Origin of the sequence: Pseudomonas sp. BF-RE-22 (assembly GCF_019956155.1) — a bacterium.
Classification (GTDB): domain Bacteria; phylum Pseudomonadota; class Gammaproteobacteria; order Pseudomonadales; family Pseudomonadaceae; genus Aquipseudomonas; species Aquipseudomonas migulae.
On the sequence record NZ_JAHBDD010000077.1, the window covers coordinates 203,677 to 226,449 of the forward strand.

Genomic DNA, 22,773 nt, shown 5'->3' on the forward strand with positions numbered 1-22,773 from the left:
TCAGGCCAGCGCTGCACGGGCGGCAGCGAAGGCGTCTGGGGTATTGAGGTTGGATGTCGACACGCCTTCGGCGCAGCGTTTGTTCAAGCCGGCCAGCACTTTGCCAGGGCCGCATTCGACCAACTGGGTCGCGCCCTTGGCGGCCAGCGCCTGGACCGATTCGACCCAGCGCACAGGCTTGTAGAGCTGTTCAAGCAGATCGCGCTTGAGGGTTTCGAGATCGGCCGGCACGTTCGCGCTGACGTTTTGTACCACAGGAATCTGTGGTGCCTGCCAGTTGATCGCAGCGATCGACTCGGCGAAACGCTCGGCGGCTGGACGCATCAGCTCGCAATGGGACGGTACGCTGACTGGCAACGGCATGGCGCGCTTGGCACCACGGGCCTTGCAGCCTTCGATGGCGCGTTCGACGGCCGCCTTGGCACCGGCGATCACGACTTGACCCGGAGAGTTGAAATTGACCGCGCTGACCACTTCGCCTTGCGCCGCTTCGGCACAGGCTGCCAGTACGTCAGCATCGTCCAGGCCGAGAATGGCAGCCATACCGCCCTGCCCGGCCGGAACGGCTTCTTGCATCAACTGACCGCGACGCTCCACCAGTTTCACCGCGTCACCCAGGCTCAGGCTGCCCGCAGCGACCAGGGCGCTGTACTCGCCCAGGCTGTGACCGGCAACATAAGCCGGACGCGCACCGCCTTCCGCCAGCCACAGACGCCACAAGGCGATCGAGGCGGTCAGAATGGCCGGTTGGGTTTTATCGGTTTGATTGAGTTGCTCTTCCGGCCCTTGCTGGGTCAGTGCCCACAGGTCGTAACCGAGCGCGTCGGATGCTTCTTTGAATGTTTCGAGGACCACCGGATGTTGCGCGCCCAACTCGGCCAGCATGCCGAGGGACTGCGAACCCTGTCCTGGAAAGACGAATGCGAGGGAAGCAGACATGTAACAAGCCCCTAATGATCTTGTCGTCGGAGAATTGACGTCCCGCTTGGGGGACGCAAGAAACTGACAGTTGGATGGCAAATTGAACTGAGCGGTCACATTTAAGCATTGTCCGACGAAAACGCCTAAAGCAACAAATCCTCCAGACGACCGTGAATGCGTTCCGGCAGGTTTTCCTGGATCTCGATCAAGGCTCGCTGAATCGCACTCTGGAAGCCCTGAACCCCTGCCGAACCGTGGCTTTTCACCACAATCCCCTGCAACCCGAGGAAGCTTGCGCCGTTATGCCGAGCAGGCGCCAAATCAGCCTGAAGACGCTTCATCAGCGGCAGCGCCAGGGCCCCCACCATTTTCGATGCGAGGTTTTTTTTGAAAAGCGCTTCAATTCGCCCGGCAATCATGGTCGCCAGACCTTCACTGGACTTGAGCAAAATATTGCCGACAAAACCGTCGCACACCACCACATCCGCCTCGCCACGGTACAAACCGTCACCTTCGACAAAACCGATGTAGTTGATGCCGCGAGCGCTCTGCAACAAGGTCGCCGCCAGCTTGACCTGCTGATTGCCCTTGATGTCTTCGGTGCCGATGTTCAGCAATGCGACCCGTGGACGAACGATGCCCAGGGTTTGCGCCGCGACCGAGCCCATCACCGCAAACTGCAGCAGATGCTCGGCGCTGCAATCGACGTTGGCGCCCAGGTCGAGCAACTGACAGTAGCCCTTCTGCGTCGGAATCGCCGCGACCATGGCCGGCCGGTCAATGCCCGGCAAGGTCTTGAGCACGAACCGTGACAAGGCCATCAGCGCGCCGGTATTGCCGGCGCTGACACAGGCCTGAACCTTGCCATCACGCAACAACTCGAGCGCCACGCGCATCGACGAGTCCGGCTTGCCGCGCAAGGCCTGGGCAGGCTTTTCGTCCATGGTGATCACTTCGGATGCCGGGGTAATCGACAGGCGCGAGCGATCCACAGCCGATTGGCCAGCGATCAATTCTTCAAGAAGGGAGGGTTGACCGACAAGGGTCAGGTGCAGCGAGGGCGTAGCAATCAGACAAGCAAGGCTGGCCTGAACAATGCTGCGGGGACCGAAGTCCCCGCCCATTGCGTCAATCGCGATGACTTGAGCGGACAAGTGATTACTCGTCAGCGCCCTTGTCGATCACTTTACGGCCACGGTATACGCCTTCTGGCGATACGTGGTGACGCAGGTGAACTTCACCGGTGGTTTTTTCTACAGACAGGGTGCTAGCCTCGAGAGCGTCGTGCGAACGACGCATGTCACGGGCGGAGCGGGATTTTTTGTTCTGCTGAACAGCCATAATTGATTAACTCCTAAACGTTTGGGTCACGCTTTAACTGCGCCAATACACTGAACGGGTTGGACCGCGTTACCTCGTCCTCGCTCGGTTCGGGCTCATCGAGACCCGCCGGCTGCTGGCATTCTTCCGGATGATGAGCAGGCACAATGGGCAAGGCGAGCAGAAGCTCCTCCTCGATCAGTGACTGCAGATCCAAAGGATCTTCGCCCAGTTCCAGCACGTCATAACCTTTCGGCAACGACTGGGTATTCGCACCCTCCTTCACCACAGCATAACTGCATTCGCTGTGGATCGGCAGGGTGACCAGCTCAAGACAACGCTGGCAAACCATTTTGACTTCGGTGTCGATAAAGCTGTGGATTACCACAGACTTACGTTCATCTCGTTCAAAAACGAATTTAGCCTGCACCGTACCGACATTGTCGGAAAGCGGGTCGCAGAGTCTCTCCAAATCGGCCAGCAGCAGTTCACCTTGAAGGGTGGTGCCACGGTCAGCCAATTTGCGCGGGTCAACGTGAGGTGGAATCGGGTCATTCAACATAGGCGCAGCATTATAGGGATGCACCCAGCCATGTCAAAGGAAATTCAGCCCTGTCCGTCACCTGGAAGCCTCGCTAGAATTCGCGCCTGTCTTCTGGAGATGCGCATGCTGCCTTTATTACTCGCTTCAAGCTCAGTGTATCGCCGGGAATTGCTGGCCCGCTTGCAGCTGCCGTTCACCTGCAGCTCGCCGGACATCGACGAAAGTCATCGGCCGAATGAGGCCGCCGTCGAACTGGTCAAGCGCCTCGCCGAAGAAAAAGCCCGGGCCCTTGCCGGCAGCCACCCCGCCCATCTGATTATCGGCTCCGATCAGGTCGCAGTGCTCGGCGAGCGCATTATCGGCAAACCCCACACCTTCGAAAAGGCTCGTGAGCAGTTGCTGGCCTCAAGCGGCACCAGCGTAACCTTTCTGACCGGCCTGGCCCTGCTCAATAGCCAGACGGGACACTGCCAGGTCGACTGCGTTCCGTTCACCGTGCACATGCGCACACTCGATACCGCACGCATCGAACGCTACCTGCGCGCCGAACAGCCCTACGATTGCGCTGGCAGCTTCAAGGCGGAAGGATTGGGGGTGAGCCTGTTTCAGCGCACCGAAGGCCCTGACGCCACCAGCCTGATCGGCTTGCCGCTGATTCGCCTGATCGACATGCTGTTGGCTGAAGGGGTGCAGATCCCCTGACGGCTGCCGAGTCTTTCACCGATCTTGAGGGCGCCATCGCCGGCAAGCCGGCTCCTACAGGATGTGGGCGCCAACAAAAAACCGGCCACTTGGGCCGGTTTTTTTATGTAGCCGGAAGATCAGCGCAGCGACGGACCCTGGAAGCCCATCCACATCGCCAACTGCTCAGCCACGCTGGCACCCAGTTTCTTCGAGAAGCGATCGAACGGCGATTCCTGAACGGTGAAGTCCACCAGCTCTTTCTCGCCAATCACATCACGCGCTACCGAACTGGCATTACCCAGACCATCGATCAACCCCAGCGGCAGCGCCTGCTCACCGGACCAGACCAACCCGGAGAACAACTCCGGATGCTCTTTATCCTTGAGTCGGTCGCCACGACCCGTCTTGACGCTGTTGATGAACTGCTGGTGCGTCGTATCGAGCACGCCCTGCCAGAACCGAGTCTCCTCAGGCTTCTGCGGCTGGAACGGATCGAGGAACGACTTGTGCTCGCCAGACGTATAGGTCCGACGCTCGACACCCAGCTTCTCCATGGTGCCGACAAACCCGTAACCCGCCGCTGTCACACCAATGGAACCCACCAGGCTCGCCTTGTCGGCGTAAATCTGATCCGCCGCGCTGGCGATGTAATAAGCACCGGAAGCCCCCAGATCGGAGATTACCGCGTAAACCTTGGTGTCCGGGTTCAAGCCGCGCAACCGGCGAATCTCGTCATACACGTAGCCGGACTGCACCGGACTGCCGCCCGGACTGTTGATGCGCAGGATGACGCCTTTGACCTTCTTATCTTCGAAGGCGGCACGCAGGCTACCGACGATGTTGTCAGCGCTGGCGGGCTCCTTGTCGGCGATCATGCCCGTCACTTCGATCAGCGCAGTGTAATTAGCGCTGCGAGTGGCGGCTTTTTCCATGTCCATCAACGGCGTAAACAACACCAGTGCGCCAAACAGGTACACAAAGGTCAGCAACTTGAAGAAAATCCCCCAGCGACGCGACCGACGCTGCTCCTGCACGCTGGCGAGCAGGGTCTTTTCCAGCAGCTTCCAGCTTTTTTCGTCACCGCTCTCTGCGCTCGGCTTGGCGGGCGCTTTCCATTCGTCGGTCATGGCCATCTACCCCGGCAAAAACTAATTAAGCCCGCTGACTCAGCCAGGCATGCAATTCTGAAAAACGATCAATAGCCAGCGCCGGCTCGAACAACTTCAGCGCTTCAATCGATTGCGCGCCGTAGCTGACCGCCACCGAATCCATGCCGGCGTTGCGCGCCATCTGCAGGTCGAAGGACGAGTCGCCAACCATCAACGCTTGCTCCGGACGAACTTCGCAATGGGCGAGAATCTGCTCAAGCATTAGCGGATGAGGTTTGCTGGCGGTTTCGTCGGCGGCACGGGTGATGTCGAAATAATCTTCCCAGCCGTGCGCCTTCAGCACCCGATCCAGCCCGCGACGCGCCTTGCCGGTGGCAACGGCCAAATGATAACCCTCGGCGCGGAACGCCTCCATCGACTCGACGACCCCTTCGAACAACGGCGAAGGCACGGCTTCAGAGGCGATGTAGTGGTCCGCATAATGCTCGCGAAACGCCACCAGTTCGGTATCGCTGATCTCGGGGTACAGCGTGCGAATCGCCTCCGGCAGGCCCAGGCCGATGATGCCTTTGACAGCAAAGTCATCGCGCAACTGAAAACCGGAACGCTCGGACGCAACGTGCATTGCTTCGACAATCCGACCAATGGAATCAGCCAGCGTGCCGTCCCAATCGAAAATCAGCAGCTTGTAATCAGAGGGGTGCACTCAGGCGCTCCACAGTCTTGGCCCACATCTCGTCGACAGGCGCCTGCAACTTCAGTTCGCCGCCATCCGGCAGCGGCACGGTCAGCATGTACGCATGCAGGAACAGGCGCTTGCCGCCCAGATCGCGGATTTCCTTGCTGAAATCGTCATCGCCGTACTTGGTGTCGCCGGCAATGCAATGCCCGGCGTGCAAAGTGTGAACGCGAATCTGGTGAGTCCGGCCAGTGATCGGCTTGGCCTCGATCAGGGTGGCAAAGTCGCCGAATCGACGCAGGACCTTGAACACGGTCACCGATTCCTTGCCCTCCTCCTCGTCGACCTCGACCATCCGCTCGCCGGAACGCAGATTGCTCTTGCCCAGCGATGCACGGACCTGCTTGATCGATGCCGCCCAGTTGCCGCGAACCAGCGCCATGTAGCGCTTGTCCACGCCATCACCGCGCAAAGCCGTGTGCAAGTGACGCAGCATGCTGCGTTTCTTGGCGATCATCAGCAGGCCGGAGGTGTCACGGTCAAGGCGGTGAACCAGCTCGAGCTCCTTGCAATCCGGACGCAACTGACGAAAGGCTTCGATCACACCGTAAGTCAGGCCGCTGCCGCCGTGAACCGCAATACCGCAAGGCTTGTTGATCACGATCAGCGCTTTGTCTTCGTAGACAATCGAGGCTTCAAGTCGCTGCAGCAGGCCCTGGGCCAGCGGCACGGGTTCGTCGCGTTCAGGCACGCGAACCGGCGGCACGCGCACGATATCGCCCGCCTGCAGCTTGTATTCGGGCTTGATCCGGCCTTTGTTCACTCGCACTTCGCCTTTACGCAAAATGCGGTAAATCAAGGTCTTGGGCACGCCTTTGAGCCGAGCGAGAAGGAAGTTATCAATACGTTGGCCGGCATATTCCGGCGAGACCTCAAGCAGTTGTACGCCTGGGGTCGAGGGGGCAGTAGTCGTCATGGCGCGGATGATATCAATTTTTTATGGAATTGAAGCACTTAATCATTACTGCTATAGTCGCGAACGCCGCCAAAAGCGGCCTGGACAGCGGACAAACGGTCAAAAACCGGCCCTGACCAATGCAATTCACCAGGACGCGAGGCCGTCCTACGGCGCTTTCGCTACGTAACGGTGGAGTTTGCAGGTGTAACGAGCGCAGGTGACATGAGGCCTGAATCACGCCGCAAAGCAGAGTTTTCACTCGCTACGCGAGCCCATATTCACGGCCAGTTCACAAAGTGCAGTCAGCTGCGAATGACCCCGAGCGAACGCTTCGGAAACAACGCCTAAATTAGCCATGATGCGTGACCTCCCCTTTCGGAGCTCACGGTAAATGCCAACCCGCTGCGGATTCTGCGCGCGGCAGCACCCGAATTATCAGGGATACGTGTAGGGTGGAGATGCACAACCGCTGGACTGTGTAGCAATAGGCTTTATCAAGACGCTTCATCTCGTCCACAGCCGCCGGTTGATTCCTCCTCCTGACTGAGTGCTTAAGTAGCCACAGCAAGCAGGACGCGTACGTCGCGACGAAGGCCCACATTGGCCGGACTTCGCTAGACACGGGAATGGCCAACCACTCCCGACGCACCTGACACCGACCATGAGAAGTCGTGTGTGCCGAACGCCGTTTCCGGCAGCCCGGAAACCGACGGTACTACATGAAAAGAATGCTGATTAACGCAACTCAACCCGAAGAGTTGCGTGTTGCACTGGTAGATGGCCAACGCCTCTACGACCTGGACATCGAATCCGGTGCACGCGAGCAGAAGAAGGCCAACATCTATAAAGGCCGGATTACTCGCATCGAACCAAGCCTTGAGGCTGCCTTTGTCGATTTCGGCTCCGAGCGCCACGGCTTCCTGCCCCTCAAAGAAATCTCCCGCGAATACTTCAAGAAAGCCCCTGAAGGCCGCGTCAACATCAAGGACGTCCTGAGCGAAGGCCAGGAAGTCATCGTTCAGGTTGAAAAAGAAGAACGTGGCAACAAGGGCGCAGCCCTGACCACCTTCATCAGCCTGGCCGGTCGTTACCTGGTTCTGATGCCGAACAACCCGCGTGCCGGCGGTATCTCCCGTCGCATCGAAGGTGAAGAGCGCAACGAACTGCGTGAAGCCCTGAACGGTCTGGTTGCACCGGCCGACATGGGTCTGATCGTGCGCACTGCCGGCCTGGGCCGCAGCAGCGAAGAAATGCAGTGGGACCTCGATTACCTGCTGCAACTCTGGACCGCCATCAAAGAAGCCTCGCTGGATCGCTCCGCGCCATTCCTGATCTACCAGGAAAGCAACGTGATCATCCGCGCCATCCGCGATTACCTGCGCCAGGACATCGGCGAAGTGCTGATCGACAGCGTTGAAGCCCAGGACGAAGCCCTGACCTTCATCCGCCAGGTGATGCCGCAGTACGCCAGCAAGATCAAGCTGTACGAAGACAGCGTTCCGCTGTTCAACCGTTTCCAGATCGAAAGCCAGATCGAGACCGCTTTCCAGCGCGTCGTCGAACTGCCTTCCGGTGGTTCCATCGTTATCGATCCGACCGAAGCCCTGGTGTCCATCGACATCAACTCGGCGCGCGCCACCAAAGGCAGCGACATCGAAGAAACCGCCCTGCAGACCAACCTTGAAGCCGCCGAAGAAATCGCCCGTCAGTTGCGCCTGCGCGACATCGGCGGCCTGATCGTCATCGACTTCATCGACATGACCCCTGCCAAGAACCAGCGCGCCGTGGAAGAGAAAGTCCGCGAATGCCTGGAAGCCGACCGCGCTCGTGTACAAGTCGGCCGCATCTCGCGCTTCGGCCTGCTGGAAATGTCCCGTCAGCGCCTGCGTCCATCGCTCGGCGAAAGCAGCGGCATCGTTTGCCCGCGTTGCAACGGCACCGGCATCATCCGTGATGTTGAATCGCTGTCGCTGGCAATCCTGCGCCTGATCGAAGAAGAAGCCCTGAAAGACCGCACCGCCGAAGTTCGCGCACAAGTGCCAATTCCGGTCGCAGCCTTCCTGCTTAACGAAAAACGCAACTCGATCACCAAGATCGAACTGCGCACCCGTGCCCGCATCGTCATTCTGCCGAACGATCACCTCGAAACGCCGCACTTCGAAGTTCAGCGCCTGCGTGATGACAGCCCGGAAGCCAGCATCAACCAGTCCAGCTACGAAATCGCTGCTGCCGCTGCCGAAGTCGAAGAAGTCCAGCCAGCCGCTGCGACCCGCACCCTGGTTCGCCAGGAAGCCGCGGTCAAGACTGCGCCGGCCCGCGCCAACGCTCCGGTTCCGACCGAAGTCGTCGCCGCACCGGTTGCTGCACCGGCCGCCGCGCCAGAGCCAAGCCTGTTCAAAGGCCTGGTGAAGTCGCTGGTCAGCCTGTTCGCTACCAAGGAAGAGCCTGCTGCTCCGGTTGTGGTTGAAAAACCAGCGACCACCGAGCGCCCGGCCCGCAACGAAGAGCGTCGCAACGGCCGTCAGCAGAGCCGCAACCGTAACGGTCGCCGCGATGAAGAACGCAAGCCTCGCGAGGAACGTGCACCGCGTGAAGAACGCGCACCACGTGAGCCACGCGAAGCCCGTGAAGAAACCCCGGTAGTCGCTCGTGAAGAACGCGCTCCACGTGAAGAGCGCGCACCACGCGCCCCTCGCGAAGAACGTGCTCCGCGCGCGCCTCGTGAAGATCGCAAGCCACGTGGCGAGCGTGAAGAACGCGTTCGTGAACTGCGTGAACCGCTGGACGCCGCCGCTCCGGCTGCTGCCGCTACCGCTACTGCGGAAGAGCGTCCAGCTCGTCAGCCACGCGAAGAGCGTGCGCCACGTCCACCGCGTGAAGAGCGTCAACCACGCGCCGAGCAAGCCGCTGCCGCCGTTGCTGAAGAAGAGCTGACCGGCAACGAAGAGCAACTGCAGGAAGACGGTCAGGAAGGCGCCGAAGGCGATCGTCCACGCCGCCGCTCCCGTGGCCAGCGTCGTCGCAGCAACCGTCGCGAGCGTCAACGCGATGCCAACGGCAACGTGATCGAAGGTTCGGAAGAATCCGAGTCCGCCGAAGGTAACGAAGGCGCCGAAGCACCAAGCGCTGCCGATCTGGCCGCTGGCCTGGCTGTTACCGCAGCCGTTGCCAGCACCGTGATCAGCGCTCCGGCTGAAGCACAAGCCAACGAGCAAGCCGAACGCGCCACTGCCGCCACACTGGAAACTGCTCCAGTCGAAGCGCCAGTCGTTGAAGCGACCACGCCTGTAGAAGTAACTGCCGCTCCAGAAGTCGAAGTGGCTCCGGTTCGTGAAGCACAGCCTGAAGTCGAAGCTGCCGCCGAGCCTGCCGTCGTTGCTGAAACGCCTGCCGTGGTTGCAGAGCCGGTTGTTGAAACCGTCGCTGAAACCGTGACCGAAACCGTTCGTGAAGTTCGCGAAGAGCAAACCGCTTTCAACTGGGTTGCCGAGCCGGTAGCGGTCGAAACGCCAGCACCAGTCGCTGAAGTTGCGGTTGTCGAGCCTGTTGTTGTGGCTGCCGAACCAGAGCCTGCTCCGGTCGTTGAAGCCCCTGTTGTCGCCGAAGTGGCTGCACCAGTGGTTGAAGCCGCCCCGGCCAGCGCCCTGACACCAAGTGGCCGCGCACCTAACGACCCGCGTGAAGTCCGTCGTCGCAAGCGTGAAGAAGAGCGTCTGCAGAAGGAAGCCGAACTGGCTGCCGCTGCTGCTCCGGTCGCTGTCGAAGTGGCACCGGTTGTTGCTGAAGTCGTCGAGGCTGCTCCTGCCCCGGCTGCTGAAGTGGCTGCCGAGCCCGCTGACTCCGTGATCGACGAAGCTCCACGCTCCGTTCAGGAAGCGGTAGAGCAACACGAGCAAGCCCAGGAAAAAGAGCACGAGCCTAAACCTCTCGTCTGATTCCATCGGCCACTAAAAAGCCCCGCCTGGTAACCCAGGCGGGGCTTTTTTATGCCGGCGGTTCCACAGTTAGACCGCGTTATCGTTCTTCGCGGGCAAGCCTCGCTCCTACAGTGATCGGCGCAAAACCTGTAGGAGCGTGCGGTGCGGCGATCCGACTTGCCCGCGAAAGCGGTGTGTCAGGCGAAAACCAACGCCTCAGGCACATCCACATCCCACAACACCCCGGCATCCTCCACCGCCACCTCAACCACCCTTGCCGACGCAAACAACGGCTTGGCCCCGCGATCACCCGATAACGCCTTCAAACCCGGTCCAAACGTTCGCCCGAAACCAACCGGATGCCCGTATTCGCCATTGATCACCGGAACACTGATCCCATCTTCAGCAATCCCCGCCAACACCTGCTCAACCGTCGACGGCAGAATGAACGGCATATCCCCCAACACAATCAACCAGCCACCGAGCTGCGGGCACGCCGCCACCCCAGCCGCAATGCTGTCGCCCATGCCGGAGGATTCCACCAGCACAATCTCGAAACCATACGCCTGAGCCATACGAGCCACTTGGGGGCGATCTGCAGTCGTCACCAGCACGCGTTTCGCCAGCGTGGCCGGCAAACTCACCAACACCTGCTCGATCACCGAACGAACGGCGCCATCGCGCCCCGTACAGTCCGCCAGCAACTTGTCCCTGTCGGCACCCGCCACCTGTCGAAACCGAGTGCCCTGCCCCGCCGCCAACACGATGACGCCGACTGGCCCGCTCATGCCTCCTCCTGCAACGGCTTCTTCTGTTTCAGCTCGACGCCGTTCTTGATCGCGACAATTTCCGCCAGCAGCGACAAGGCGATTTCCGCCGGGGAATGGCTGCCGATGTGCAGACCGATCGGGCCGTGCAAGCGCTCGATGGCCTCTTGGGACAAGCCTAGCTGAGCGAGGTTTTCCCGGCGCTTCAGGCTGTTGACCCGCGAACCCAGCGCACCGACGTAAAACGCCCTGGAATCGAGCGCCGTCAGCAACGCCATGTCATCCAGGCGCGGATCGTGAGTCAGCGCGACGATGGCCGTGCGTTCGTCGGTCTGGATGTTCAGCACCGCTTCGTCCGGCATACCGGATACGAAGCGCCCGTGCTGTTCTTCCCAGCCGTAGACGAACTCGGTGCGTGGATCGCAGATCAGCACTTCGAAATCCAGCAGCCGTGCCATCTCGGCAACATAACGGGACAATTGCCCCGCGCCGATCAGCAACAACCGCCAACGCGGACCGTAAATGGCGCGCAGCGTGGTGCCGTCAAAACTCAGCGCATCGTTCTTGGTCGCCGGCTGCAACGTCACTTCACCGCTCGCGATATCCAGCGAGCGCGCCGTGATTTCATGGGCCTCGCAACTCGCCAGCAACCCGGCAACCCAAGCCGGGTCGCCGACTCGCTCCTCGGTCAGGCGCAACGTGCCGCCGCACGGCAAGCCAAACCGTGCGGCCTCCTCGCGAGTGACGCCGTAAGTGATCAACTGCACCGGCGGCCCCTCAGCCGGAATCCGGCCATCGTGCAGCCGGGCGATCAAGTCATCCTCGACACAACCACCAGACACCGAACCGATCACCACCCCGTCTTCGCGCAAGGCCAACATCGCGCCAGGCGCCCGGGGCGCGGTGCCCCAGGTCTGGACCACGCTGTACAACACCACTCGCTGACCGGCGCGGCGCCATTCCAGCACGCTGCGCAGGACATTCAGATCGACGCTGTCCATCAAGCCTCGGCCTTCTGCCAACCTTGCAATTGATAACGAACCGGCAAGTTGCGGATGCGTTTGCCGGTGGCGGCGAAAATCGCATTGCACAGCGCCGGCGCAATCGGCGGCACGCCAGGTTCACCGACACCACCCAACGGCACCACGCCCGGCGGCGTGACCAGATGCACGGCGACTTCCTTCGGCGCCAGGGACATGCGCGCCACTTCGTACATATGGAAGTTGTCTTGCTGGACCTTGCCGTCCTTGAAACTGATCTCGCCCAGCACCGCGTTGCCCAGCCCCATCACACAAGCACCTTCGAACTGCGAGCGAATCCGCTCCGGGTTGATCTGCGGGCCGCAATCCACCGCTATATCGGCCTTGTGCACGATCAACGTGCCGTCATCTTTGACTTCGACCTCGATCACCGCCGCCACGTAAGTGACGAAGCTGTAATGCACCGCCAGCCCCAGGCCTCGGCCCTTCGGCAACTCTCGGCCCCAACCCGCGGCTTTCGCGGCGGTTTCAAGGACGGTGCGCATGCGCCCGGTATCGATCGGATAGCGCTCGGGCGACTCGCCGTAGTTCCACTCTTCACTCAACGTACGCGGATCGATCTGACGGTCCGGGCCGAGCAATTTGATCTGATACTTGAGCGGATCCTGTTTGGCCTTGTGCGCCAACTCATCGACAAAGCACTGGATCGCGAAGCCGTGAGGAATGTTCGACACCGAGCGATACCAGCCGACCCGCGTATGAATCGCCGCTTCCGGGTTCTCCAGGCGCACGTTGGGGATCGCGTAAGCCATGTTGGTGAAGCCCATGCCCAGCTCGAAAGCGGCCTCATGGTTCATGCCCGGCGCGAACAGCGCGGTGATACTCGGCGCTACCGTGCGGTGCAACCAACCCGACGGCAGGCCGTCCTTGTTCAGGCTGGCCTTCAAGTATTCAGCCGAGACGGTGTGGAAATACGAACAGTGGATGTCGTCTTCACGAGTCCATTGCACCCGCACCGCCTTACCGGGGAATTCCTTGGCGAGGATCGCCGCTTCGATGATGAAGTCCGGCTTGGACTTGCGGCCGAAACCGCCGCCGAGCAGAGTGACGTGGAAGGTGACGTTATCGAACGGAATGCCCAGGCGTTCGCCGATTCGTTCACGGGTGACCTGCGGCGCCTGGCTTGGCGCCCAGGCTTCGCACACGCCATCCTTGAAACGGGCGATGGCGACCATCGGTTCCATCGGCGCTTGCGTCAGGTGCGGCAGATAGTAAGAGGCTTCGAGGGTGCTGTCGGCGCCGCTCATGGCCTGGTCGATGTTGCCGGTATTGCGCACCACTTTGCCGGGTTTGAGCGACGCCGCTTCAATTTCCTTGCGATAGGCGATCGAGTCGTAGCTGGCGTTGGGGCCGTCGTCCCATTCGATTTTCAGTGCATCGCGGCCCTTGATTGCCGCCCAGGTATTGCTGGCCACCACCGCCACGCCGCCCAGCGGCTGAAACTCCGAGGGCAGCGGACGGCCTTCGATCTGGATGACTTTGACCACCCCGGGGACTTTCAGCGCCGCGCTGTCATCCACGGATTTGACCTTGCCGCCGTACACCGCCGGACGTGCAATTGCGGCGTAAAGCATGCCGTCGATATGCACGTCGGCACCGTAGATCGCGCGACCGTTGACGATGTCAGCACCGTCGATGGCCTTGGTGCCTTCCTTGCCGATGTAGCGGAATTCTGACGGATCCTTGAGCCGCAGGCTGTCACGCGCCGGCACCGCCAGCGCACCGGCAGCGACGGCGAGCGCGCCGTAACCCAGTTCACGACCGCTCGGTTTATGGATGACTTTGTGCAATTGCGCATGGCACTCGCCGACCGGGACTTTCCACTGTTCGGCGGCCGCCTGTTCGAGCATGGTCCGCGCGGCAGCACCGCAGCGGCGCATCGGCTCGTACCAGTGGCGCATGCTGCGCGAACCGTCGGTGTCCTGGTTGCCGAAGCGCACTTCATCGCCCGGCGCCTGCTGCACTTTCACCTGCGCCCAGTCGGCTTCAAGTTCATCGGCCACGACCATGGTCAGGCTGGTGCGTACGCCTTGGCCCATTTCCGAACGGTTGCAAACCACGGTCACGGTGCCATCCGCAGCGATGCTGACGTACACCTTCGGATCATCGATCCAGCCGTTGGGCATGCCGTCGGCGCCGAATTTCTTTTCCTTCTCGGCTGCGAACGCGTCCTGCCAGCCCCAACTCGCGGCGACCACCAGCGCACTGGTGGCACCGACGCCTTTGAGGAAGCCGCGGCGGCTGAGGTTACTCAGGGCGAAATCATTCGGGAACTGGCTCATGCCTTGGCTTCCTTCAGGTGAGTGGATGCCTGGCGGATGGCGGTCTTGATGCGGTTGTAGGTGCCGCAACGGCAAATATTGCCGACCATCGCCTCTTCGATCTGTTCGTCGCTCGGGTTCGGGTTGGTCTTGAGCAGTGCGGTGGCGGACATGATCTGCCCGCCCTGGCAGTAACCGCACTGGGCGACGGCGGTGTCGAGCCAGGCTTGCTGGACGATTTTCCCGACCGGGTCGGCGTGCAGGTTGTCGATGGTGCTGACGTTCTGACCGACTACCGAGCCGATCGGCGTGATGCAACTGCGCGCCGGGGCGCCTTCGATGTGAATGGTGCAGGCGCCGCACAGGCCCATGCCGCAGCCGAACTTGGTGCCGTTGTAACCGGCCACGTCGCGGATGGCCCAGAGCAGCGGCATGTCCTCGGTGACATCGAGTTGATGGTCTTGACCATTGAGTTTCAGGGTAATCATGGGCACGCCCGCATAGTGGTATGGGTTATGGGGTCGAGCAATCTGCCGCTGGGGGATTAGCGGTTGGCATCACGCAGATCGACTCAGGCTAATGAGGCTCTCTTATGCGGACGGAGATGTCTGCATCGGGCCCTTGATGGAGCAAATGCTTGCATCGTTAGGGGGCTAAGTTAACCCAGCATTAACAAAAAAGCCCTGCACAATCGAAGATGTGCAGGGCTTTGAGATCAGCCTTGAAAGCGTAGCCTCAATACTGATTGGGCTCCATTTCCAGATCGACATGGAAGCGTTCTGAAATGTCCTTTTGGATGCGCTGTGCCAGGTTCAGCAACTGCAGGCCAGTCGCGGCCCCGTAGTTGACCAGCACCAGCGCCTGCAACTTATGCACGCCCGCGTCGGCCTCGCGAAAACCTTTCCACCCTGCCCGCTCGATCAGCCAGCCCGCAGCCAGTTTCATCTGCCCGTCGGGTTGCGCGTAAGCCACCAGGTCCGGGTATTCGCCTTTGAGCCGAGCGACCAGTGCAGCCGGTACCAAGGGGTTTTTGAAGAAGCTGCCGGCGTTACCGAGCACTGCCGGGTCCGGAAGCTTTTCGTTGCGGATGCTGCAAATCGCCTGGCTGACGTCGGTGGCGGTCGGGTGATCGATGCCTTGCTCGGTCAGACGCTGACGCACCGGGCCGTACTCCAGATGCAAGTGCTCGGCACGGTCCAGGGCGAAACGAACCCGCAGGATCAACCAACGCCCCGGTTCCTGTTTGAACAGGCTGTCGCGGTAGGCGAAGTTGCATTCGGCCAGCGTGAAGTCGCGCAGCTCGCCAGTCTGGCGATCCAGCGCGGTCAGGCCGGCGAACACGTCCTTGATCTCCACGCCATAGGCGCCAATGTTCTGCATCGGTGCCGCGCCGACGGTGCCGGGGATCAGGCTGAGGTTTTCCAGACCCGACAACCCCTGCGCCAGGGTGTGTTGCACGAACGGATGCCAAGGCTCGCCGGCCTCGGCTTCGATCACGACCTTGTTGCCGTCGTCGCTCAAAATGCGAATCCCGCGGGTGGCCATGCGCAGCACCAGCGACTGGATGTCGGCGGTCAGCAGCAGGTTGCTGCCACCACCGATCACCAGCAGCGGCACGTCATGCTCCACCGCATAGGCCAGCGCCTCGCGCACGTCGGCATCGCTGTGAGCCTCGGCAAACAAGCGGGCCTGAACGTCCACGCCAAAGCTGTTGTAAGGCTTGAGCGAAACCTGTGGCTGAACCTGCAAACTCATAACCGGCCCTTCAATTCGATCACCAGTCGATCACAAGCGCTTTCGATCAAGTCGAGCACCTGCTCAAAACCTTGGTTGCCATCGTAGTAAGGGTCCGGCACTTCATCGACTTGCGACTGGTAGCGGCGCAGAAACAGGTCCAATTCGGCCTTGGACTTGCCCTTGGCAGGTTGCAGCGCCATGAGGTCACTCAGGTTGCTGTTGTCCATCGCCAGGATCAGGTCGTACGTGGAAAAATCGGCGCGGGTCACTTGCTGGGCGCGCTGCATCGACAGGTCGTAGCCGCGCTGCTTGGCCACGGCCTGGCTGCGTTTGTCCGGAGCCCTGCCGACGTGCCAGTCACCGGTGCCGGCGGAGGCAACTTCGACTTGATCGGCCAGCCCCGCTTCGCGCAATTTGTGCCGCAGCACACCTTCGGCCGTGGGTGAACGGCAGATGTTGCCCAGGCAAACGAACAAAACCCGCATCAGGCCTCCAGCAGGCGACGAACGCGCTCGAGGTCTTCAACCGTATCGACGCCGGTGGGCGGTGCGATCAGCGCGTCGGCGACGTGAATCCGCACGCCGTGCCACAGCGCACGCAGCTGTTCCAGGGATTCGGTGTTTTCCAGCCAGCACGGTCCCCAGCTGACGAAGTCATGCAGGAAACCGGCGCGGTAGGCGTAGATGCCAATGTGGCGGCGATACGGCACGCCTTCCGGCAACACGTCTCGACTTTTCGCGAACGCGTCCCGAGCCCATGGCAACGTCGCACGACTGAACGTCAGTGCCAGGCCATTGAGGTCGCTGACCACCTTGACCACGTTGGGGTTGAACAGGGTTTCGACATCTTCGATCGGCTCGGCCAGCGTGGCCATGCGCGCTTCGGTGTGGGCTGCGAGGTTGGCCGCGACCTGATCGATCACGCTTGGCGGGATCAGCGGTTCGTCACCCTGCACGTTGACCACGATCGCGTCGGACGCCAGACCGAGTTTTGCAGCGACTTCAGCCAAACGGTCCGTGCCGGAATTGTGGTCTTCGCGGGTCAGCACCACGTCGGCACCAAACGCGATGCACGCCTCGACAATGCGCGCATCGTCAGTGGCAACCACCACACGCTCGGCGCTGCTTTTGCACGCTTGTTCCCAGACGTGCTGGATCATCGGCTTGCCGGCGATCAGCAGCAGCGGTTTGCCCGGCAGGCGGGTCGAGGCGTAACGCGATGGAATGACAACGGTAAAGGCTGTGGTCATTTATCCAGACGCTCGTCGGTGGTCAGCGTGCGAGCTTCGGTTTCGAGCATCACCGGGATGCCGTCGCGAATCGGGTACGCCAGGCCGGCGCCCTTGCTGATCAGCTCGGTTTTGTCGGCGCTGAGCTTGAGCGGGCCTTTGCAGACCGGGCAAGCGAGGATGTCGAGCAATTTGGTGTCCATGAGCATTCCCTGGATAAAAACGGTTTAAGGCAAAAGTCGAGCCGGCAACAGGCGCATCAACTGCGTATCGAACCAGGCCACGAAGGCCGGCGATGGCGCAGCATCGACCGCCAGGTACCACCAATCGGCGGCGGCGAAGGCACGGCACTTCACCGCGTCCTTTTCGGTCATCACCAAAGGCAATGACGGTGTGAAATTCAAGGCCTGCACGCTGTACTCGGCGTGGTCGGCAAATGCATGCGGGACTGGCTGCCAGTGTAGCGTTTCGAGGGTCGTGAAGAAACGCTGCGGATTGCCGATCCCGGCCACGGCGTGCAGCGCCTGGCCTGCTGGGAAATGGTCGAGGGGACGGCGTTCGCCGCTGTGCAGGTTGACCAGTTCCGTGGGTTGCAGCTGGAAGGCAAAACCGTTGTCGCGATCATCGGTGGCGCCGTTGTACAGCACCGCGTCAACGCTTTGCAGGCGTTCGACCGGTTCGCGCAACGGTCCCGCAGGCAGGCAGCGCTGGTTGCCCAGGCCTCGGGCGGCGTCAATCAGCACCAGTTCAAGGTCGCGGGCCAAACGGTAATGTTGCATGCCGTCGTCGGAGAGGATCAGGTCCAGTGGTTCGCTCGCCAGCAGCGCTTTGACCGCACTGCTGCGGTCCGGGTCAATCATCAACGGAACACCGGTACGCTGGACGATCAGCAGCGGTTCATCGCCAGCGATGTCGGCGCTTTGATCGGCCTCGACACGCCATGGCAGTTGCGGCGGTTTGGCGCCATAACCACGGCTGACCACGCCGACCCGCAAACCGCTGCGCTGACAATGCTGGATCATCCACAGAATCAGCGGCGTCTTGCCGGTGCCGCCCACGGTGATGTTGCCGACGACGATCAGCGGCACCGGTGGCTGATAAATCTCGCCCTCACCCGCCAGAAAGCGTTTGCGCTTGTTCATCACCACGCGCCGGTACAGCCACTCCAGCGGCTGCAACAGCTTCAGGGCCGGATGACCCTGGTACCACGCGGCGAGCAAGCGATCGGACATGGCCATCAGGGCGCGGGCTGCGCCGCCTCGACAGTGGTCATGCGCAGGTGACTGAAGCCGAGTTTACCGGCGGCGTCCATGGCGGTGATGACCGATTGATGCTGGGTCTTGCCGTCCGCACTGATCGACAGCGGCAGGTTGGTGTCACCGTTGGATTCTTTTTGCAACGCGTCCATGAGCGCGGTCAGATCGTTCTTCTGCAAGACCTGATTGTTCACCGAGAACACGCCTTCGGCGCTGATGGCCACGTCCAGGTGTTTGACCTGCTGGTCTTCGGCAGGCGAACCGCTGACCGCTTCGGGCAGATCGACGCGTAACTGGGTTTCACGGGTGAAGGTAGTGGTCACGACGAAAAACAGCAGCAGGATAAACACCACGTCGATCAGCGACGCGAGGTTGATGTCGACCGTTTCCCGCGGTTTGCGGCGGAATTTCACGCTTTTTTGCCCTCGGTCAGGTCCACGTCACGATCACCCTGCACCACCTCGACCAGCTTGATCGCTTCCTGCTCCATGCCCACCACCAGCTCATCGATGCGGCGTTGCAGGAAACGGTGGAAAAATACCGCCGGGATACCGACCATCAGACCAGCAGCCGTGGTGATCAAGGCCTTCGAAATACCACCGGCCAGCACGGCGGCATTGGTGCCCATGCCCGTCCCCATGAACGCGCTGAAAATATCGATCATGCCCAGCACGGTGCCGAGCAAACCCAGCAACGGCGCCATGGCGGCGATGGTGCCCAGCGCATTGATGTAGCGCTCGAGCTCATGAATCACCCGCGCGGCGGCTTCTTCGATGCACTCTTTCATGATCTCGCGACCATGTCTGGAGTTGGCCAGGCCTGCCGCCAGAATCTCGCCCAATGGCGAATTGGCGCGCAATTCCTTGAGTTTTTCTTTATTGAGTTGCTTGTCCTTGATCCACACCCAGACCTGCCCGAGCAAGTGCTCCGGGGTCACACGACTGGCGCGAAGGGTCCAGAGACGCTCGGCGACGATCGCCATGGCCGCGATGGAACTCAGAATGATCGGCAGCATCATCCAGCCGCCGGATTTGACCAATTCCCACACAGTGACAGTCCCCTCGAAAAAGTGCGCCACTCTAACATAGGGGGTCGATGCACCGAAGACCGTGATGTCGCATCCGGTCGGGCTTTCATAACTCGCGGTTATTGCGTGGAACGCCAGAAACGCCGTTCTTGACGCATCGTCCACGGGGGATGGAAGCGTCCGAGGTGCAGACGGATGGCGCCCAGCTCGGCGCTGTCATGGATTTCCATACCGCGTTTTTTATAACGGGCCATGACCGTGGGGTGCGGGTGACCGAACGAATTGCCGTTGCCGCGAGAGATCAGCACGGCTTTGGGTTGCAACGCAGTGAGCAACGCCATCGACGACGAGCTGCGGCTACCGTGGTGCGGCGCCTGCAACCAATCGGTGGGCACTGCGAGCGGGCTGTCGAGCAGAGCGCGCTCGGCGGCGCTGTCGATGTCTCCGGTCAGCAATAATCGCTCGCCATTGGCTTCGATTTGCAGCACGCAGGATTTTTGATTGCGGTCCGTGGCCGAAGGCCATTGCCAGAGCTGAAACCTCACGCCGTCCCAGGTCCATTGCTGGCCACTCTCGCAGGCATCGGCGTGCAATTCGGCAGGCAGCGCCAAGGGATCACCGCTGAGCACCAGCTTTATCGGCAAACCATTGGCAACCGCTCGCGCACCACCAGCGTGATCGGCGTCGGCGTGGCTGATCAACATCAGGTCGAGTTCGTTCACGCCGAGTTTGCGCATCGCTGGCAGGACCACTCGCTCGCCTAGATCGAAGTCGCCGAAGCGTGGTCCGGTGTCATACAGCAGCGTGTGATGGCGAGTTCGCACCAGAATCGCCAACCCTTGGCCGACATCCAGTTGCCAGACTTCGGCGATGCCCACTGGCAAAAGTGGCCGTGGTGGAAAAACCAGCAACAGCAACAACGGCCAACCCAACGGGCGCAGCGGTACACCACGAGGCATTAACAGAAGAAACGCGCCGAGCATGCCCAGTGCCCATATCCACAATGGAATCGCCGTGGGCACCCACGCGGGCAATTGACCGGCCATCAACCCAAGGCCCTTGAACAGCCAGTCGATCAGCCCACCCGCCAACCACAACAAGCCCTCGCCCACATACGGCAGCGGCAACAACAGGGTTCCCAGCAAAGCCGGTGGCAATACCAGCAAACTGATCCAGGGCACCGCCAGCAGATTGGCGACCGGCCCGCTGAGACTGATCGGCAATCCCAACACCAAGAGCAACGGGCCCAGTCCGATCGCGATCAGCCATTGAGCACGGGTCCAGGTTTGCCACCATCGCCACGGCCCCAAGCGACCGCCGAAGGTGAAGATCAACACCGCCACTGCGGCGAAGGACAGCCAGAAACCCGGTTGCAGGCTCGCCAGCGGATCCAGCAACAAAACAGCGTTGAGCGCCAGCAACAGCGGCCACCAGGCGCCGAGGTGACGAAATCGCAGGCGCCACAACAGCACCAGGCCGATCATCACGCAAGCCCGTCGCACCGGTACTTCGAACCCTGCCAGCAGTCCGTAACCAAGGGCGGCGGCGAATGCCAGTGCGCAGGCCCATGGCAGCCACGGCAAGCGGTGCGGCCACACCCCATAACGAGCGAGTCCGGCAATCAGCAGGTAAACCACCCCCGCCAGCAAACCGATGTGCTGTCCGGAAATCACCAGCAAATGCACGGTGCCGGTGTCTTGCAACACCCGCCAATCCTCACGACTCAGCCCGGCGCCATCCCCCAGCACCAGCGCAATCAACGCGCCGGTTCGCCCTTGGGCATCCACGGTTTGCAAACGCTGGCGGATGCTGTCGCGCCAGGCCCATCGGGCTTCCCTGAGCCGATCACCGTCCTTGATCGTTCCGGTAGCGCCGATGCGTTGTGCCAGCAGCCAGGCGTCGTAATCGAAGGCATGAGGATTGAGCAGCCCGGCAGGACGCTTCAACTTCACCGCGAGCCGCCAGCGTTCACCACTGTTGACCGGCGGTCCGTCATACCAGGCCAGGCGCATCCGTTGCGGCACCTTGGCCTGTCGCGACCGGACGTCTGTCAGTTCGAAACGCACAACCCCGTCATTGTTCTGCGGCAAACCGGTCACCCGCCCTTCGACCCAACGGGTTTCGCCATCGAGATTCGCTGACAAACGATCATCCAGCGCCCACTGCGCATTTGCGCCGGCCCAACTGATGCCGAACAGAAAAAAAGCCAATGGGTACGTGCGAAACGGCAGCGCCATCAAACCCGTTATGGGCAACACCAGCCATAACCAGACCGGCGGTAATACCGGCAAAAAACGCAGGGCCAGCAGACCCAACGCCAGCGCCATCATCCCTGTGCGCATACGCCCGTCCTTGAGAGTCCCCTCCTAGGCATAGCCGGCTCGCGGCACGTGCATCGTTATTAATTGTCACAAAGTCTGAATGGGCGGCTCATAGAATCCAGACATACTTGCCGCCTTAACCGACCGAGAAGCCCTATGCCCCGGCGCTTATTCAAACGTTACATGCCAGACCCGATCAGCATCAGGGAACACAAATCCTTACGCTTTCTCGGCACGCTGTTGCATGACCCGAACCTCTGGCACCTCAACCGTCACTCGGTCGCACGGGCGATGGCGGTGGGTTTGTTTGCGGCGTTCCTGCCGATTCCGTTGCAGATGCTGGTGGCGGCGGTTCTGGCCATTGTCGTACGCGGCAATATGCCGATTGCGGTCAGTCTGGTCTGGCTGACTAATCCGATCACCATGCCTGCGGTGTTCTTTTGCACGTACCAGACCGGGGCGTGGTTGATGGATGTCCCGGCTCGTCATCTGCCGGATGAGTTGACCTGGGAGTGGATCAGCGGGGAGCTGTCTACGCTGTGGCAGCCGTTTTTGCTGGGGTCGGTTGTGGTGGGGCTGGTGTTGGGGGCGCTCGCTTATTGCCTGGTGATGATGTATTGGCGGTGGTGGGTGAGTCGGCAGTGGGCTCGACGCAAGAAGAAGCGGATGTTGTGAATGCGGTAGCTGGGCGGGATTGGATCGGGGGTACATATCCATTTCTGCGGTGACGGCGGCTATTGGTTTCGCCCTTACGGCGAGTCACTTGGAAGAGCCCCAAGTAACCAAGGGCTCTTGCCCCTTTCGTTCGGTGGCTCGCTAAGGCTCGCCATGCCCTCGCTCCGGTCCTGCTCCGTGGGCCCGCCGCCATCGGCCATCCATGGCCGGGGGCGGCTAACCCGGCATCCATGCCGGGTTGCCCACTACGCAGAACCTCCACTCGGCCTCTCGAGGGGGCGCTCAGATCAAAAGCGGAAGGCGAGCTAACGCTCGGCCTGATGAGTGGT

The 22,773-nt window shown here is 61.2% G+C and carries 22 protein-coding genes; 3 read left to right on the top strand and 19 right to left on the bottom strand.

Translation table 11 applies throughout. From position 1 onward, the window contains the following. The 4 genes from fabD to KGA82_RS27020 all read right to left on the bottom strand — a co-directional run bounded on the left by fabD (position 1) and on the right by KGA82_RS27020 (position 2,803). Complete coding sequence (fabD, locus tag KGA82_RS27005) at positions 1-939, bottom strand: ACP S-malonyltransferase (RefSeq protein ID WP_192227907.1); 939 nt, start codon at positions 937-939, stop codon at positions 1-3. 125 nt (positions 940-1,064) lie between these two features. Next, positions 1,065-2,075 carry a phosphate acyltransferase PlsX gene (gene plsX / locus KGA82_RS27010; protein WP_081500214.1) on the bottom strand — a complete coding sequence of 337 codons (1,011 nt, stop codon included), beginning with the start codon at positions 2,073-2,075 and terminating at the stop codon, positions 1,065-1,067. 4 nt (positions 2,076-2,079) lie between these two features. Then, entirely contained in the window at positions 2,080-2,262 is a 183-nt protein-coding gene (gene rpmF / locus KGA82_RS27015; protein ID WP_003179396.1) for a 50S ribosomal protein L32, read from the bottom strand. A 13-nt stretch (positions 2,263-2,275) separates the two neighbouring features. Beyond that, positions 2,276-2,803, bottom strand: coding sequence for a YceD family protein (locus KGA82_RS27020; protein ID WP_008031588.1), 528 nt, complete (start codon positions 2,801-2,803; stop codon positions 2,276-2,278). Between the two features lie 105 nt (positions 2,804-2,908). On the opposite strand from KGA82_RS27020, the gene KGA82_RS27025 reads away from it, so the two are divergent. After that, entirely contained in the window at positions 2,909-3,487 is a 579-nt protein-coding gene (locus tag KGA82_RS27025; protein WP_223453157.1) for a Maf family protein, read from the top strand. A 119-nt stretch (positions 3,488-3,606) separates the two neighbouring features. On the opposite strand, the gene sppA is transcribed toward KGA82_RS27025, so the two are convergent. From sppA to rluC, 3 genes are read right to left on the bottom strand one after another with little or no spacing between them, the layout of a single operon-like run. After that, positions 3,607-4,596, bottom strand: coding sequence for a signal peptide peptidase SppA (sppA, locus tag KGA82_RS27030; RefSeq protein ID WP_008031583.1), 990 nt, complete (start codon positions 4,594-4,596; stop codon positions 3,607-3,609). Positions 4,597-4,621: 25 nt separating this feature from the next. Continuing rightward, entirely contained in the window at positions 4,622-5,284 is a 663-nt protein-coding gene (locus KGA82_RS27035; RefSeq protein ID WP_008040896.1) for an HAD-IA family hydrolase, read from the bottom strand. Beyond that, positions 5,271-6,233 (bottom strand): 23S rRNA pseudouridine(955/2504/2580) synthase RluC, encoded by a 963-nt coding sequence (rluC, locus tag KGA82_RS27040; protein ID WP_008031576.1) that lies wholly within the window; start codon positions 6,231-6,233, stop codon positions 5,271-5,273. The genes KGA82_RS27035 and rluC overlap by 14 nt, the downstream gene beginning before the upstream one ends. 701 nt (positions 6,234-6,934) lie before the next feature. Between rluC and rne the strand changes: the two genes are divergently transcribed. Beyond that, on the top strand, positions 6,935-10,150 hold the full coding sequence (rne, locus tag KGA82_RS27045) for a ribonuclease E (protein ID WP_223453158.1): 3,216 nt from the start codon (positions 6,935-6,937) through the stop codon (positions 10,148-10,150). A 179-nt stretch (positions 10,151-10,329) separates the two neighbouring features. Here the strand turns inward: rne and KGA82_RS27050 are convergent, their stop codons facing one another. From KGA82_RS27050 to KGA82_RS27105, 12 genes are all read right to left on the bottom strand, one after another. Further along, positions 10,330-10,920 carry an NTP transferase domain-containing protein gene (locus KGA82_RS27050; RefSeq protein ID WP_223453159.1) on the bottom strand — a complete coding sequence of 197 codons (591 nt, stop codon included), beginning with the start codon at positions 10,918-10,920 and terminating at the stop codon, positions 10,330-10,332. Further along, positions 10,917-11,900: an XdhC family protein gene (locus KGA82_RS27055; protein ID WP_223453160.1), complete on the bottom strand. Its 984-nt coding sequence runs from the start codon at positions 11,898-11,900 to the stop codon at positions 10,917-10,919. The genes KGA82_RS27050 and KGA82_RS27055 overlap by 4 nt, the downstream gene beginning before the upstream one ends. Further along, positions 11,900-14,221 (bottom strand): xanthine dehydrogenase family protein molybdopterin-binding subunit, encoded by a 2,322-nt coding sequence (locus tag KGA82_RS27060; RefSeq protein WP_223453161.1) that lies wholly within the window; start codon positions 14,219-14,221, stop codon positions 11,900-11,902. Before KGA82_RS27060 ends, KGA82_RS27055 begins: the two co-directional genes overlap by 1 nt. Further along, positions 14,218-14,688 (bottom strand): (2Fe-2S)-binding protein, encoded by a 471-nt coding sequence (locus tag KGA82_RS27065; RefSeq protein WP_223453162.1) that lies wholly within the window; start codon positions 14,686-14,688, stop codon positions 14,218-14,220. Before KGA82_RS27065 ends, KGA82_RS27060 begins: the two co-directional genes overlap by 4 nt. 247 nt (positions 14,689-14,935) lie before the next feature. Beyond that, positions 14,936-15,955 (bottom strand): UDP-N-acetylmuramate dehydrogenase, encoded by a 1,020-nt coding sequence (murB, locus tag KGA82_RS27070; protein ID WP_192420256.1) that lies wholly within the window; start codon positions 15,953-15,955, stop codon positions 14,936-14,938. Further along, positions 15,952-16,422 carry a low molecular weight protein-tyrosine-phosphatase gene (locus KGA82_RS27075; RefSeq protein ID WP_223453163.1) on the bottom strand — a complete coding sequence of 157 codons (471 nt, stop codon included), beginning with the start codon at positions 16,420-16,422 and terminating at the stop codon, positions 15,952-15,954. The genes murB and KGA82_RS27075 overlap by 4 nt, the downstream gene beginning before the upstream one ends. Then, complete coding sequence (gene kdsB, locus KGA82_RS27080) at positions 16,422-17,186, bottom strand: 3-deoxy-manno-octulosonate cytidylyltransferase (RefSeq protein ID WP_192420260.1); 765 nt, start codon at positions 17,184-17,186, stop codon at positions 16,422-16,424. The genes KGA82_RS27075 and kdsB overlap by 1 nt, the downstream gene beginning before the upstream one ends. Next, the gene (locus tag KGA82_RS27085; protein ID WP_007945752.1) at positions 17,183-17,368 is read right to left on the bottom strand and encodes a Trm112 family protein; all 186 of its coding nucleotides are present in this window, start codon (positions 17,366-17,368) and stop codon (positions 17,183-17,185) included. Before KGA82_RS27085 ends, kdsB begins: the two co-directional genes overlap by 4 nt. Before the next feature lie 24 nt (positions 17,369-17,392). Further along, positions 17,393-18,403, bottom strand: coding sequence for a tetraacyldisaccharide 4'-kinase (lpxK, locus tag KGA82_RS27090; protein ID WP_008031560.1), 1,011 nt, complete (start codon positions 18,401-18,403; stop codon positions 17,393-17,395). Then, positions 18,403-18,834, bottom strand: a complete 432-nt coding sequence (locus KGA82_RS27095; RefSeq protein ID WP_008031559.1) for an ExbD/TolR family protein — start codon at positions 18,832-18,834, stop codon at positions 18,403-18,405. Before KGA82_RS27095 ends, lpxK begins: the two co-directional genes overlap by 1 nt. Beyond that, positions 18,831-19,469 carry a MotA/TolQ/ExbB proton channel family protein gene (locus KGA82_RS27100; RefSeq protein ID WP_008045105.1) on the bottom strand — a complete coding sequence of 213 codons (639 nt, stop codon included), beginning with the start codon at positions 19,467-19,469 and terminating at the stop codon, positions 18,831-18,833. The genes KGA82_RS27095 and KGA82_RS27100 overlap by 4 nt, the downstream gene beginning before the upstream one ends. Positions 19,470-19,567: 98 nt before the next feature. Then, positions 19,568-21,790 carry a DNA internalization-related competence protein ComEC/Rec2 gene (locus KGA82_RS27105; protein ID WP_223453164.1) on the bottom strand — a complete coding sequence of 741 codons (2,223 nt, stop codon included), beginning with the start codon at positions 21,788-21,790 and terminating at the stop codon, positions 19,568-19,570. Between the two features lie 135 nt (positions 21,791-21,925). Between KGA82_RS27105 and KGA82_RS27110 the strand changes: the two genes are divergently transcribed. Then, the gene (locus KGA82_RS27110; RefSeq protein ID WP_008031552.1) at positions 21,926-22,444 is read left to right on the top strand and encodes a DUF2062 domain-containing protein; all 519 of its coding nucleotides are present in this window, start codon (positions 21,926-21,928) and stop codon (positions 22,442-22,444) included. The last annotated feature ends 329 nt before the right edge of the window (positions 22,445-22,773 follow it).

Bases quoted from the DNA above. Each gene is read 5' to 3' on its own strand.
- rluC (WP_008031576.1), bottom strand. From the start codon at position 6,233: ATGACGACTACTGCCCCCTCGACCCCAGGCGTACAACTGCTTGAGGTC.
- KGA82_RS27055 (WP_223453160.1), bottom strand. From the start codon at position 11,900: ATGGACAGCGTCGATCTGAATGTCCTGCGCAGCGTGCTGGAATGGCGC.
- KGA82_RS27060 (WP_223453161.1), bottom strand. From the start codon at position 14,221: ATGAGCCAGTTCCCGAATGATTTCGCCCTGAGTAACCTCAGCCGCCGC.
- KGA82_RS27105 (WP_223453164.1), bottom strand. From the start codon at position 21,790: ATGCGCACAGGGATGATGGCGCTGGCGTTGGGTCTGCTGGCCCTGCGT.
- KGA82_RS27050 (WP_223453159.1), bottom strand. From the start codon at position 10,920: ATGAGCGGGCCAGTCGGCGTCATCGTGTTGGCGGCGGGGCAGGGCACT.
- rne (WP_223453158.1), top strand. From the start codon at position 6,935: ATGAAAAGAATGCTGATTAACGCAACTCAACCCGAAGAGTTGCGTGTT.
- KGA82_RS27065 (WP_223453162.1), bottom strand. From the start codon at position 14,688: ATGATTACCCTGAAACTCAATGGTCAAGACCATCAACTCGATGTCACC.
- fabD (WP_192227907.1), bottom strand. From the start codon at position 939: ATGTCTGCTTCCCTCGCATTCGTCTTTCCAGGACAGGGTTCGCAGTCC.
- KGA82_RS27085 (WP_007945752.1), bottom strand. From the start codon at position 17,368: ATGGACACCAAATTGCTCGACATCCTCGCTTGCCCGGTCTGCAAAGGC.
- lpxK (WP_008031560.1), bottom strand. From the start codon at position 18,403: ATGGCCATGTCCGATCGCTTGCTCGCCGCGTGGTACCAGGGTCATCCG.
- rpmF (WP_003179396.1), bottom strand. From the start codon at position 2,262: ATGGCTGTTCAGCAGAACAAAAAATCCCGCTCCGCCCGTGACATGCGT.
- KGA82_RS27025 (WP_223453157.1), top strand. From the start codon at position 2,909: ATGCTGCCTTTATTACTCGCTTCAAGCTCAGTGTATCGCCGGGAATTG.
- KGA82_RS27020 (WP_008031588.1), bottom strand. From the start codon at position 2,803: ATGTTGAATGACCCGATTCCACCTCACGTTGACCCGCGCAAATTGGCT.
- KGA82_RS27075 (WP_223453163.1), bottom strand. From the start codon at position 16,422: ATGCGGGTTTTGTTCGTTTGCCTGGGCAACATCTGCCGTTCACCCACG.
- KGA82_RS27110 (WP_008031552.1), top strand. From the start codon at position 21,926: ATGCCCCGGCGCTTATTCAAACGTTACATGCCAGACCCGATCAGCATC.
- murB (WP_192420256.1), bottom strand. From the start codon at position 15,955: ATGAGTTTGCAGGTTCAGCCACAGGTTTCGCTCAAGCCTTACAACAGC.
- sppA (WP_008031583.1), bottom strand. From the start codon at position 4,596: ATGACCGACGAATGGAAAGCGCCCGCCAAGCCGAGCGCAGAGAGCGGT.
- kdsB (WP_192420260.1), bottom strand. From the start codon at position 17,186: ATGACCACAGCCTTTACCGTTGTCATTCCATCGCGTTACGCCTCGACC.